The organism is Streptomyces marispadix, from assembly GCF_022524345.1.
GTDB lineage: Bacteria > Actinomycetota > Actinomycetes > Streptomycetales > Streptomycetaceae > Streptomyces > Streptomyces marispadix.
This window is the reverse complement of record NZ_JAKWJU010000002.1, coordinates 722,722-735,457: the sequence shown is the minus strand read 5'-3', so window position 1 is coordinate 735,457 and position 12,736 is coordinate 722,722. Positions and strand designations below refer to the sequence as shown.

Below are 12,736 nucleotides of genomic sequence, written 5' to 3'. Positions count from 1 at the left end.
GATGCTCAGCCACCGATGTATGGTGTTCGACCGGTCGACGGGAAAGGGCACGCGCAATGGCATCGGAGGCGGAACCCCAGGTCGCGACAGCCGACGAATCCTTCGAGGGGGTATCCCCGGACGCCGCCCGCAGGCTGCTGCTGGGCGCCGTCGAAGCGTTCGCGGAGCGCGGCTTCCACGCCACCACGACCCGCGACATCGCAAGCCGCGCGGGCATGAGCCCGGCCGCGCTCTACATCCACTACAAGACCAAGGAAGAACTGCTCTTCCAGATCAGCAAGGTGGGCCACGAGCGCTCCGTCGGCGTCCTCGCCGAAGCGGCCGAGGGCGGAGGCGGCGACTCGGAGCGGCTGGCCCGCGCCGTGCGGCTCTTCGTCCGCTGGCATGCCGAGCACCACACCACCGCACGCGTGGTGCAGTACGAACTGGCGGCGCTGGGCGAGGAGCACTACGAGGAGATCGTCGGGCTGCGCCGGCGCAGCGAGGAGATCCTGCGCGGCGTGCTGGAAAGCGGCCACGCCTCCGGCGAGTTCGAGGTGACCGATCTGCGCGGCACGACGCTCGCGGTGATGTCGCTGTGCATCGACGTGGCCCGCTGGTACAGCCCCTCGGGCCGCAGGTCACCGGACGAGATCGGCGCCCTGTACGCGGATCTCGTGCTGCGCATGGTCGCCCCCAGGGCCCGGCGGGGCGGCTGACCGCCCGCCGGGGGCCGCTCGCTACCAGAAGTAGCGGCTGAGGGTCTCCGCTACGCACACCGGCTTGTCGCCGCCTTCCCGTTCGACGGTGACCTTGGCGGCGACCTGCACTCCGCCGCCCGCCTCGCTCACGTCGACGAGTTCCGCGCGTGCGCGCAGCCGGGAGCCGACGGGCACCGGCGCGGGGAAACGCACCTTGTTCACGCCGTAGTTGACGCCCATGCGGGCCCCCTCGACGCGCATGATCTGCGGTACGAGATCGGGCAGCAGGGAGAGGGTCAGATAGCCGTGGGCGATGGTCGTGCCGAAGGGGCCGTCCTTCGCGCGGGCAGGGTCGACGTGAATCCACTGGTGGTCGCCCGTCGCGTCCGCGAACAGGTCGATCCGCTTCTGGTCGATCTCCAGCCAGTCGCTGACGCCCAGTTCCTGGCCGACCGCGGCCGACAGCTCACTGGTCGAGGTGAAGACCCGGGGCTCCGCCATCCGTACAACCTCCCGCAGACGTGTCGCGCGCCGCCGATGCTAAGCGCTCGCTCAGCATGCTGCGGTGTTGTCGCGCGTGTCAACGCCCGGAGGCCGTAAGGCGCGTGACGGCGGTGCTTCGGCGTCAGCCGGTGCGCTCGGCCGTGCAGCGGGCCGGGCCGCGGGACCGGGGCCGCAGAGGGTGCGTCGGACCCGTGCGGCCCGCTTGCCGGCCGGTGCCGTCAGCTCTGCGATGCCGCCATCGAACCGAGTCCGCCGCGTACGCCGCGGCTGCGCCCGGCAAGGCGGAGGACGTCCTTGCCCACGTCCTTGTCCATGGCCGTGATCATCCGGCGCAGCACTTCCGCGAGGCGCGGAGTGGGCGGAGTCGAAGGGTCACAGGGAAGCAGCGACCTGCCGCCCCACGTCAGTCGGTGCCATTCGTCGTGCGGCGCCGGCTGTCTGATTCCGTGGCGCTTCTCGGCTCTGCGGCGCATCGCGACCTGCGACTCGTACTCAAGCCACACCGAGCGCGCCTCCTCCAGCTCTTCGAGCGCGGAGACCAGCAGCGCCGGGTCGGGCTCACGGTCGTCCGGGTGGAACCCGGCGCGGGCGCAAAGGTGTTGCCACGTCGCGCGGTGTCCGTAAGGGGCGAAGCGCTCAAGGCACTTACGCAGCGCCTGGCGACGCTGGGAGGGTGCCCTGTCAGGGTCGCGGACCTGTTCTGCGAGGGCTCTGAAACCGGCCAATCATCCCACCTCCGACGGAGTGGACCCGACTCGTCGGCGATATGACGTAAGTGCCGCGCAATCGGATCCCCCCGTTGCGAAGTCATTTCTTTCAGGTTGTCCGGGCGTTCCGCTCGTCGGGCTCCCCGGGCTCGTGAGCTACCCCGGCAACGCGTACGCACTCTTCGGCGGCTTGAATTCTCACGCGGCTCTCATGAGTTCTCACAGAACACTCATCAGTCACCAGGACGTGAACACTTTGCGACGACGAGTCCCGCTTCTCGGCACCGATGAGTACCGGTGAGTACCGCCGCGTATCCCAGTGGGTACGCCAAGAGTACGGCGCCGAATACGCCGACGAGCACGAGTACCGGCGCGTAATAGGCCCACGAGCACGCCCTTGGGCCCGCCTTGAGCACACCGGTGAAATCCCCGGCGTAACTGCCCGGCGGAACGTACTCCCTCCCCGCACGGATACATGATCCGCTCCGGACGGGTCAACGCCCGCCGGAGCACGCGTAGTTGAGGGCGCGAGATCACGCCACAGGCCGGCGTGGGACCGCTCCGCCGTGTCCCTCGCATCTCCCGGCGTGCGGCGGCCGGTCGTAGGGTGGGGAGCGAAACCGACGGGCCGAGGGGGAGAGGATCAGCATGGCCGAGGGCGAGTCCCGACCGGATGTGCCGCCGAAGATCGACACTTCCGTGCCTCATTCGGCCCGGATCTGGAACTACTGGCTCGGTGGCAAGGACAACTATCCCGTCGACGCCGAAGCGGGCGACGAGTTCGCAAAGACATTCCCCGGAATCGTCGACGCGGCCCGCGGCTCCAGGTATTTCCTCGCGCGTGCGGTGCGGCATCTCGCGGGCCCGGCCGGTATCCGGCAGTTCCTCGATGTGGGCACGGGCCTGCCCACCGTCGACAACACCCATGAGATCGCCCAGTCCGTCGCCCCCGACTCCCGCATCGTCTACGTGGACAACGACCCGCTGGTGCTCGTGCACGCACAGGCGCTGCTGACCTCCACGCCCCAGGGCGCCACCGACTACATCGACGCCGACGTGCGCGATCCGGACACGATCATCGAAGCGGCAGCGCGCACGCTGGACTTCAGCCGTCCCGTCGGCCTGATGATGCTCGGGATCATGGGCCACATCCCCGACGACGAACTCGCCCGGTCGCTCGTGGGACGGCTGCTGGACGCACTGCCGTCCGGCAGCTATCTCACGCTCAGCGACGGCACGGACATCAGCGCCGCACGCCAGGCCGCGCACGAGAAGTACAACAGCAGCGGCGCCGTGCCGTACCACCTGCGCAGCCCCGAGGAGTTGGGGCACCTCTTCGACGGCCTCGAACTGCTGGAGCCCGGACTCGTCCCGGTGACGCAGTGGCGTCCCGACCACACGCCGTTCCCGGTGACTCCCGTCACCACGTACGGAGGCGTGGGCCGCAAGACCTGACCGGGAGCGGGGGCGCCGCCCCTCGAAGATCCCCTGGTCAGCCGCCGCGCGGCCGTCCCGTGTCCAGCGCGGCCCGGCCTTCTGCGCGGTCCATGGAGCCCGGCCACCCCCTGCCCGGGGCCGGATCCGGCCCTTCCCACCGCCATACCGACTGGTTAGTCTGCCGCCGCGGGATGAGCCGAGACGCTGAACAGCGAAGGGGAGTTGCGGGGATGGAGTCTTTGCGCGACAGCACAGTGGTCGTCACCGGCGGGGGCGGCGGCATCGGGGCCGCACTGGCCCGGAGGTTCGCGGCCGAGGGCGCCCGTGTGGCCGTCAACGACCTCGACGCGGCCAAGGCCCAGGCCGTCGCGGAGGAGATCGGCGCCATCGCCGTCCCCGGCGACGCCTCCAAGATCGTCCCGGTCGCACGCGAGGCCCTCGGCGGCCGCATCGACACCTTCTGCGCCAACGCGGGCGTCGGCACCGCCGGCGGCCCCGAAGCGGGCGAGGACCAGTGGGAGAAGGCCTGGGACGTCAACCTCATGGCGCATGTGAGGGCCGCTCGCGAACTGGTGCCCGGCTGGCTGGAACAGGGCCACGGCCGGTTCGTCGCCACGGTCTCCGCCGCCGGTCTGCTCACGATGCTCGGCTCGGCCCCCTACAGCGTCACCAAGCACGCGGCGCTCGCGTTCGCGGAGTGGCTGGCCGTGACGTACAAGCACCGCGGGATCGAGGTGCACGCCGTGTGCCCGCAGGGCGTACGCACCGACATGCTGGCCGGCAGCGGCACCGCGGGCGATCTGATCCTCGCCGAGACCGCCATCGAACCGGAGGCCGTGGCCGACTCGCTGTTCGAGGCGATGGAGAAGCAGCGCTTCCTCGTGCTGCCCCACCCCGAGACCGCCGGCTTCTACGCAGCACGCGCCTCCGAGCCCGACCACTGGATCGGCGGCATGAACAAGATGCAGCGCAAGCTGGAGGCCCTTCTCGAAGCGGAGGAAGGGTGACGCCCGCGGTGACGTACGAGGACATGCCGTGGCTGAAGCAGCTCGACGAGGCCCAGCGTGCTCCCGTCCAGCCGCCGGAGACGATGCTGCACGCCTTCCGCGAGGCGGTGCGCACCGTCCCCGAACGCACGGCCCTCGCCTACTTCGACGGCCGCATCAGCTACCGCGAGGCCGACGGCCTCTCCGACGGCATAGCCGCCCACCTCGCCTCACGCGGCCTCGGGCACGGCGACCGGCTGGCGCTGATGCTCCAGAACACCCCGCACTACGTCCTTGCGCTGCTCGGCGCATGGAAGGCGGGCGCGGTGGTGGTGCCCGTCAACCCCATGTACAAGGCGGCGGAGGTCGCCCACGTGCTCCACGACGCCGAGGTGACGGCGCTGGTGTGCGGCGAGCGGGCCTGGGAGGGGTATCTGCGAGCGGCGGCGGCCGATTCGCCGGTACGCATCGCGCTGACCGTCTGCGAACTCGACCTCCAGTCACGTGACGACGAGCGCGTGCTGGACTTCGCCCGTACGGAGCCCGCGGAGGACGCCGACGACCTCCTCGCCGTCGCACGCGCCGGGGGCGCGGCCCCCGCAGGACGCGAGCTGACCGGCGGCGACATAGCGTTGATCAGCTACACCTCCGGCACGAGCGGCGCCCCCAAGGGCGCGATGAACACCCACGCCAACATCGCCTACAACGCCGAGAGGCAGCACACCGGGCTGCAACTCCCCGAAGGCGCCTGCATCTTCGCCCTCGCACCGCTCTTCCACATCACCGGCATGGTGTGCGAACTGTCCGCGTGCATCGCGGGAGCAGGCACCCTCGCCCTCGCGTACCGCTTCGAGGCCGGTGTCGTGCTGGACGCCTTCCTGGAGCACGAACCGGCCTTCGCCGTCGGCCCGTCCACCGCCTATATGGCGCTGGCCGCGCATCCGGCGGCGACACGGCAGCACTTCGCCTCCTTCCACGTCCTCTCCTCCGGCGGGGCGCCCCTGCCGCCCGCGCTCGTGGAGAAGCTGGGGGCCGCCTTCGGTACGTATCTGCGCAACGGTTATGGGCTCACGGAGTGCACCGCGCCGTGCGCGTCCGTACCGCCCGGGAAGCAGGCGCCCGTCGACCCCGCTTCGGGCACGCTGGCGGTGGGCGTGCCGGGCCCGGACACGGTGGTGCGCATAGTCGACGACGAGGGCAGGCCCGTGCCGCTGGGGGAGCAGGGCGAGATCACCGTGCGCGGCCCGCAGGTCGTACCCGGCTACTGGCGGCGGCCCGAGGAGTCCGCCGCGGCGATACCCGACGGTGAACTCCTCACCGGCGACATCGGGTTCATGGACGAGGACGGCTGGCTCTACGTCGTCGACCGCAAGAAGGACATGATCAACGCCTCCGGCTTCAAGGTGTGGCCGCGCGAGGTGGAGGACGTCCTCTACAGTCATCCCGCCGTACGGGAGGCAGCGGTCGTCGGCGTCGGCGACGCCTACCGGGGCGAGACGGTCAGGGCCTACGTCAGCCTCCGGCCCGGCACCCCGGCGGCGCCGGACGAGCTGATCGGCCACTGCAAGGAGCGGCTGGCGGCGTACAAGTATCCGCGGCAGGTCGAGATCCTGGACGACCTGCCCAAGACGACCAGTGGGAAGATCCTCAGGCGGGAACTGCGTTCCCGCGGTGACAGCGGCGAATGAGACAGCGGCGGCGGTCGGCGCGGTGACGCGGTGAGCGGGCGCACGAAGAGAGGCAGGTGAGGGCAGATGGCCACACCCGAAGCGGCGTCCCGCACCGGCGGGGGCAGGAAGAGCGGTACCCACGGAAGGGCGGCACCCGCGGGGCAGCCGTCCCCGCCGCCGGCGCCCGTACCGCAGCGGCTGATGGCAGCGGCCACGCGCCTCTTCTCCGAGCGCGGCTACGACCGTACGTCCGTGCAGGAGATAGTCGAGGCCGCGGGCGTCACCAAGGGCGCCCTCTACCACTACTTCGGCTCCAAGGACGATCTCCTGCACGAGATCTACGGGCGGCTGCTGCGGCTCCAGCAGGAGCGGCTGGACGCATACGCGGACGCGGAGCAGCCAGTGGAGGAGCGGCTGCGCCGCGCCGCCGCCGACGTCGTCGTCACCACCATCGACAACCTCGACGACGCACGGATCTTCTTCCGCTCCATGCACCAGCTCAGCCCGGAGAAGCAGAAGCAGGTACGGGCCGAGCGGCGCCGGTACCACGAACGCTTCCGCGACCTGGTCGCGGAGGGGCAGCGCACCGGTGTCTTCACCACCTCGACTCCGGCGGACCTCGTCGTCGACTACCACTTCGGCTCGGTCCACCACCTGAGCACCTGGTACCGGCCCGACGGGAAGCTCACGCCGCAGGAGGTCGCGGATCATCTCGCGGATCTGCTGCTGCGGGCGCTGCGCCCGTAGGGCGAGGAGCGGACGGCGACTTGAGGGGCGCGCGGCCGTAAGGACACGCGGGTGCGTACGGTCATGCGTCCCTGCGCGGCTGGGTAGGCAGCCGCACCCGGGTCCGTACGCGGCGGGCCCCGAACGGAGGCGGCGACAGGCAAGAGCCGATCGGCAGGCGCCAACTGGCAACAAGCAACTGGCAACTGGCAAGCAGGCGACAGGCAGGCCGCGGTCGGCAGCCGGCAGAGACGGCAGACCGCACGCGGCGGAAGGCGAGCGCCGGGCGGCGCCCGTAGCCCGGCGGCCCCGGCCGTCACGAGACGAGCGAAGCGAAGAGCAGGCAACTACGTTCCGGAGGTAGCACCGGTGAAGGCATGGCGCGTCCACAAGAACGGCGAGCCGCGTGAGGTCATGCGGCTGGAGGAGATCCCCGACCCCGAACCCGGCGCGGGCGAAGTGCTCGTGCGGGTGCGCGCCGCCGCCGTCAACTTCCCCGACGCGCTGCTGTGCCGGGGCGAATACCAGATCAAGCCGCCGTTCCCCTTCACACCCGGCGTGGAACTGTGCGGCGAGGTCGTCTCGGTGGGCGAGGGCACCGAGAGCACCGAGGGCCCCGCCCTCGTGCCGGGCTCCCGCGTCATCGCCCAACCCGCGCTTCCCATGGGCGGGTTCGCCGAACGTACGCTCGTCACCGCGGCGAGCGCACGTAAGGCCCCCGACGCCCTGGACGACGCCGAGGCCGCCGCGCTCCACATCGGCTATCAGACGGGCTGGTTCGGGCTGCACCGCCGTGCCCGCATCCAGCCGGGGGAGACGCTGCTGGTGCACGCGGCTGCCGGTGGCGTCGGCAGCGCCGCCGTACAGCTCGGCAAGGCGGCGGGCGCACGCGTCATCGGCGTCGTCGGCGGCAAGGCGAAGGCGGAGACGGCACGCGAACTGGGCTGCGACGTCGTCGTGGACAGGCGCGAGGACGACATCGTGGCCGCCGTGAAGGAGGCCACGGGCGGGCGCGGCGCGGACGTGATCTACGACCCGGTCGGCGGCGACGCCTACGCCAAGTCCGTCAAGTGCGTCGCCTTCGAGGGCCGCATCGTGGTCGTCGGCTTCGCGAGCGGTGCCGTCCCGACACCCGGCCTCAACCACGCGCTGATCAAGAACTACTCGATCCTGGGCCTGCATTGGGGCCTGTACAACACCAAGGACCCGGCCGCCGTCGAGGCCTGCCACGAGGAACTCACGGCACTCGCGGCGGACGGCGCGGTCAAGCCGCTCATCAGCGAACGCGTCCCGCTGGAGGAGGGCGCGAACGCGGTGCAGCGCGTCTTCGACGGCATCACGACGGGGCGTGTGGTCGTGCAGCCCTGAGCGGCCGGGGGACAGGGCGAGGGCGGCGTCCCTTCCGCGTCAGGAGGAACGCCTGCCGTCTCCGCCGATGTTGATGCCGCCCTCGATACTTCCGGCCTGGATGACGGGGCCCCGGATGTCCGCGTCGGTGATGGTGTTGGTCACCGGCGCGGAAGGGGCGGTGTGCTGTCCGGCCTCGGCGATCAGCGACCTCAACTCCTGTGCGGCGTCCGGGTCTTCGCGAAGCAGCCTGCGCAGCCTCGTACGCAGTCCGGCCTCGACGTCGGCCGCTGCGTTCTCGTCGGAGGCGTCCCGCGCGGCGACCAATTCGCCGCGCGACTCCTCCAGTTCGGCCTCCACGGACTCGCTGTCGGCTCGGCCGCGCCCGAAGAGCGCGGCCACCCGGTACTTCGTCGCGGTCCAGGCTTCGTCGACCATGAGGCCGACCAGCGCGGTGGCGCCGGAGGCCGCCAGTGTCATCAGTTCGGGTTCCATGGGTCCTCCTCGGTGGCGGTCGGCGTGCGCGGGCATCGGCTCGCCGTCGCAGCGGACGTCGGCACATCAAGGCGCGGAGTATGAGAAGAAGGCGAGTCCTCCCACCCGTAGAGCATCTTCCGGCTCTGGGCGAGGCGGTATTCCCTTTGCTGCCCGGCTCGTCGTAGATCCGGCCGAGCGGCACCGTCTTGGTTTCCGTGGTGTGCTGCGGAGTTCCCGGCGACGGTGCGGAATCGCCGGACGGGGCCGAGGACTTCGGCGTCTCTTCCGGGATTCGGGCTCCTTCTCGTCCGTGCCGGACTCCTTCGGTGCCGGTGCGAGTGCCGGAGACGAAGGGGCGGGCGAGGGCTGCGAGTTCGCGGAAGCCGAGGGTGCGGGCGCGGCCGCTCTTCGCCGCTCGTCCCCATGCCGTCGGCGCCCAAGACTTTCCCCCGTACATCGAAACTCGGTCCCCCATGCTAACTCCCGTGCGTAGCGGCGCCGTTGGAAATCGCCGTCGGCAAGTACGGCTCGGGGACATCAGGCGTTCGATGCACGCGGTGCGTGTGCAACGGCGCGGTCGCGCCCGCGGTGTCGCGGGAGGGACAATGTGAGGCGCTGATCCGGGGGAGTCCTCTTCCCCCGGATCAGCGCTGAAACATGAGCGCTTGGATCATCAGCGCTTGCTTCACTCGGAGGCCGAGGCCAGGCTGAACCGCTGTCCGCCGGGGTCGATCTCCAGGATGCGGACCGAGACGCGGCTGCCTACGGGCCAGGACTCCTGGTAGGCGAGGCCCGTGACGCCTTCGTATTCGACGAACGAACCGAACGGCACTTCCCCGGTGACCACGCCTTCGATGACGTCACCGGCCCGGTGGCGGTCGAGGAATTCCTGCCAGCTCATGAATTCACCTCCTTCCGTTACGAGTCGCTGCACATGTCGCTGTGTGCTGCTCGTAACGGGGGCGGGCCTCTCGCCCGCGCGGTGATCAAACGCCGGCCGGGCGTCCGTTCTGTGTGCGGCACATGGCCGACCCGGCAGTCATGTGAACGACTTTAGCCCATGTCCTGCGTGTTCGCGGCTGGTCGGGCTTCGGCACGGAGGCCATCGCCCGCCGGCGGGGCGGCGGTCTGTGCTGCGGACCTCGCGCCTGCGTTCGACGCTACGGCGCCGATCGCGAATGTCAGCCCGAACAGGCCGAGGACGATGGCCAGTTGGCCCTTCGCCTGAGCGTCCGCCTGCCGTGCCGCGACTTGAGCGGACCACGCGGCCGAGTCCTTCTGCACGCAGGACCAGAAGCCCTGATCGGGCTGGTCGTCCGCGGAACCGTCGTGACACGTCGACTCGTCGCCGACCTCGGAAGGCTGGAAGGGCTCGTAGCCGCCGGTGCCTTCGTCGGCCCGGTCGTAGTAGCCCTGCGCGAGGCCCGGCTCCAGCTTGTCCGACACGTGAGAGGTCGCGTTGATTGCGACGATGGCCGTTATCAGCGCTGCGAGCAGGCTGACCGTCGCCAAAACGATGCAGATCACCGACCCGGCGCTGCGTGCTTGCGATGTCATGGCCGGTGAGATTACACCGCACACGCTTGCGCCCGGCCCCTTCCTGCCGCGGAGGGGACCGGGCGCGGGAACGCGGCCCCAGGGGCGCCGTCAGCGTGTGCGGGCCGCCGTCAGCGCACGCGGCCGCTCACTCCTCGCCCGACGTGTGCCGCTTCAACTCGCGCCGCGCCAGCGATCGTTGGTGCACCTCGTCCGGGCCGTCGGCGAGCTGGAGCGTACGGGCCGCCGCCCACAGCTCCGCCAGTGGGAAGTCCTGGCTGACGCCGCCCGCACCGTGGAGCTGCACCGCACGGTCGAGGATGCCGACGACGGCACGCGGAGTGGCGATCTTGATGGCCTGGATCTCCGTGTGCGCGCCCTTGTTGCCCACGGTGTCCATCAGCCAGGCCGTCTTGAGCACCAGCAGCCGCAACTGCTCGATCTGCACCCGTGCGTCGGCGATCCACTCCCGTACCTGGCCCTGTCCGCCGAGCTCCCTGCCGAAGGCCGTACGGGACTGCGCACGGCGGCACATGAGTTCAACCGCACGCTCGGCCATGCCGATCAGCCGCATGCAGTGGTGGATTCGCCCGGGGCCCAGCCGTGCCTGTGCGATGGCGAAGCCGCCGCCCTCCTCGCCGATGAGGTTGCTGCGCGGCACCCGGGCGCCGTCGAAGACGATCTCGGCATGGCCGCCGTGGTAGTGGTCCTCGTATCCGTAGACCTGCATGGCGCGGCGTACTTCGAGACCGGGGGTGTCCCGCGGCACCAGCACCATCGACTGCTGGCGGCGGATGTCGGGGGCGTCCGGGTCGGTCTTGCCCATGACGATGAAGATCTTGCAGTCGGGGTTCATCGCACCGGAGATGAACCACTTGCGGCCCGAGATGACGTAGTCGTCGCCGTCACGCCTGATGCGGGTCTCGATGTTCGTCGCGTCGGACGAGGCGACATCGGGCTCGGTCATGGCGAAGCCGGAGCGGATCTCGCCGCTGAGAAGCGGCTCCAGCCACGTCCTGCGCTGCTCGGCGTTGCCGAACTCGGTGAGCACTTCCATGTTGCCGGTGTCGGGTGCCGCGCAGTTGACCACCGTCGGCGCCAACTTCGGGCTGCGGCCCAGTATTTCGGCGAGCGGCGCGTACTGGAGGTTCGTCAGGCCCGCGCCATAGGTGCGGTCGGGAAGGAAGAGGTTCCACAGCCCGTACTTGCGGGCCTTCTTCTTCAACTCCTCCACCACGGGCGGCGTCTGCCAGGGCGAGTCCAGTTCGGTGCGCTGCTCGTCGGCGACGGCCTCCGCCGGATAGACGTGCTCGTCCATGAAGGACTGGAGCTTCTTGCGCAGCTCTTCCGTACGGGCGTCGAATGCGAAGTCCACTGAGACCTCATCCCTTCCGCAGCGTGGTGAGTCCGTTGTCGATGAAGACCGGGACGAGGCCGCCGATCCGGTCGAAGCCCGGACCGACCGTCTGCCCGAGCGTGTAGCGGTAGTGGATGCCCTCCAGGATCACCGCGAGCTTGAACCAGGCGAAGGCGGTGTACCAGTTGATCCGGGACACGTCGCGTCCCGATCCGGCGGCATAGCGTTCGATCAGCTCCTCGGGCGAAGGGTGCCCGGGGGCTTCGGCCGTCGAACTGACCGGTGCGCCGGGGACGTTGAGCGGTTCGCTGTACATCACCAGCAGGCCCAGGTCGGTGAGCGGATCGCCGAGCGTGGACATCTCCCAGTCGAGCACCGCGGCGATGCGGTCGTCGGCGTCCGCCAGCACGTTGTCCAGCCTGAAGTCGCCGTGTACGACGGCCGGTTCGGGCGAGACGGGAAGCTGCTGCCCGAGTATGGCGTGCAGTTCGTCGATGCCGTCCAGCTCCCTGCTGCGGGAGGCGTCGAGTTGCTTGCCCCAGCGGCGCAACTGCCGCTCCAGGAAGCCCTCCGGGCGTCCGAAGTCCTCCAGCCCCACGCTCGCCGGGTCGACCGAGTGCAGTGCTACGAGCGTGTCCGGGAGCGCCAGCGTCAGCGCACGGGTGCGTTCCGGTCCGAGCGCGGCCAGTTCGTCAGCGGTGCGGTACGGAGTGCCGTCCACCTGCTCCATGACGTAGAAGGGCGCGCCGAGCACGTCGTCGTCCTCGCACAGCAGCACCGTCGCGGGCACCGGCACGTCCGTGCCGCGCAGCGCGCTGATCACGCGGTACTCACGGGCCATGTCGTGCGCCGTGGCCAGTACATGGCCCAGGGGCGGGCGGCGTACGACCCAGCGGCCGACCCCGTCGGTCACCCGGTACGTCAGGTTCGACCGGCCGCCCTGTATCACCTCGGCCCGCAGCGGCCCCCGCACCAGGCCGGGGCGCTCCCGGTCGAGATGTGCGGCGAGCCGCTCGGGATCGAGCCCGGGCGGATTCTCGATGCTCATGCGTACGCGCTCCTTAGCGTGGGTCGGAGGGGCGGCGGGTCTGGGGCGGACGGGTTCTGACGGGGTACGGGCCCCGGACCGGCGGGCTCTACGGGTGCGGATCTCGCAGGAACTCGTAGGGACTGACAGGGACTCGAAGGGGCTCGAAGGACTCGGGGAACCAGAAGGGATCTCGAACTGAGGGGACGGGAACGCTTGTCGGCACGATCATGCCGACTAGTCGGTATGGCGTCTAGGGGTGCACGGCCCCGGACCGCACGG

At 70.3% G+C, this 12,736-nt stretch carries 13 protein-coding genes; 6 read left to right on the top strand and 7 right to left on the bottom strand.

Annotated features, from left to right (window positions below):
- Positions 1-56 precede the first annotated feature (56 nt).
- A complete protein-coding gene (locus MMA15_RS03250; RefSeq protein WP_241057409.1) occupies positions 57-698 on the top strand; it encodes a TetR/AcrR family transcriptional regulator in 642 nt (213 codons plus the stop codon).
- A 21-nt stretch (positions 699-719) separates the two neighbouring features.
- Here MMA15_RS03250 and MMA15_RS03245 read toward each other — a convergent pair whose 3' ends face one another.
- Entirely contained in the window at positions 720-1,181 is a 462-nt protein-coding gene (locus MMA15_RS03245; RefSeq protein WP_241057408.1) for a MaoC family dehydratase, read from the bottom strand.
- A 221-nt stretch (positions 1,182-1,402) separates the two neighbouring features.
- Positions 1,403-1,909 (bottom strand): hypothetical protein, encoded by a 507-nt coding sequence (locus MMA15_RS03240; protein ID WP_241057407.1) that lies wholly within the window; start codon positions 1,907-1,909, stop codon positions 1,403-1,405.
- 630 nt (positions 1,910-2,539) lie between these two features.
- On the opposite strand from MMA15_RS03240, the gene MMA15_RS03235 reads away from it, so the two are divergent.
- The 5 genes from MMA15_RS03235 (at position 2,540) to MMA15_RS03215 (ending at position 8,078) form a co-directional block, all read left to right on the top strand.
- Positions 2,540-3,346, top strand: a complete 807-nt coding sequence (locus MMA15_RS03235; protein ID WP_241057406.1) for an SAM-dependent methyltransferase — start codon at positions 2,540-2,542, stop codon at positions 3,344-3,346.
- A gap of 212 nt (positions 3,347-3,558) precedes the next feature.
- Positions 3,559-4,335 (top strand): SDR family oxidoreductase, encoded by a 777-nt coding sequence (locus MMA15_RS03230; protein ID WP_241057405.1) that lies wholly within the window; start codon positions 3,559-3,561, stop codon positions 4,333-4,335.
- 23 nt (positions 4,336-4,358) lie between these two features.
- Entirely contained in the window at positions 4,359-6,002 is a 1,644-nt protein-coding gene (locus MMA15_RS03225; RefSeq protein WP_241062950.1) for an AMP-binding protein, read from the top strand.
- 183 nt (positions 6,003-6,185) lie between these two features.
- Positions 6,186-6,731 carry a TetR/AcrR family transcriptional regulator gene (locus MMA15_RS03220; RefSeq protein ID WP_241062949.1) on the top strand — a complete coding sequence of 182 codons (546 nt, stop codon included), beginning with the start codon at positions 6,186-6,188 and terminating at the stop codon, positions 6,729-6,731.
- A gap of 348 nt (positions 6,732-7,079) precedes the next feature.
- The gene (locus tag MMA15_RS03215) at positions 7,080-8,078 is read left to right on the top strand and encodes an NADPH:quinone oxidoreductase family protein (protein WP_241057404.1); all 999 of its coding nucleotides are present in this window, start codon (positions 7,080-7,082) and stop codon (positions 8,076-8,078) included.
- A gap of 39 nt (positions 8,079-8,117) precedes the next feature.
- On the opposite strand, the gene MMA15_RS03210 is transcribed toward MMA15_RS03215, so the two are convergent.
- The 5 genes from MMA15_RS03210 to MMA15_RS03190 form a co-directional block, all read right to left on the bottom strand.
- The gene (locus MMA15_RS03210) at positions 8,118-8,552 is read right to left on the bottom strand and encodes a hypothetical protein (RefSeq protein ID WP_241057403.1); all 435 of its coding nucleotides are present in this window, start codon (positions 8,550-8,552) and stop codon (positions 8,118-8,120) included.
- A 667-nt stretch (positions 8,553-9,219) separates the two neighbouring features.
- The gene (locus MMA15_RS03205; RefSeq protein WP_241057402.1) at positions 9,220-9,435 is read right to left on the bottom strand and encodes a hypothetical protein; all 216 of its coding nucleotides are present in this window, start codon (positions 9,433-9,435) and stop codon (positions 9,220-9,222) included.
- Between the two features lie 152 nt (positions 9,436-9,587).
- Positions 9,588-10,091, bottom strand: coding sequence for a hypothetical protein (locus tag MMA15_RS03200; protein ID WP_241057401.1), 504 nt, complete (start codon positions 10,089-10,091; stop codon positions 9,588-9,590).
- Positions 10,092-10,218: 127 nt separating this feature from the next.
- Complete coding sequence (locus tag MMA15_RS03195) at positions 10,219-11,445, bottom strand: acyl-CoA dehydrogenase family protein (RefSeq protein WP_241057400.1); 1,227 nt, start codon at positions 11,443-11,445, stop codon at positions 10,219-10,221.
- Positions 11,446-11,452: 7 nt separating this feature from the next.
- Positions 11,453-12,475, bottom strand: a complete 1,023-nt coding sequence (locus tag MMA15_RS03190) for a phosphotransferase family protein (RefSeq protein ID WP_241057399.1) — start codon at positions 12,473-12,475, stop codon at positions 11,453-11,455.
- Between the last annotated feature and the right edge of the window lie 261 nt (positions 12,476-12,736).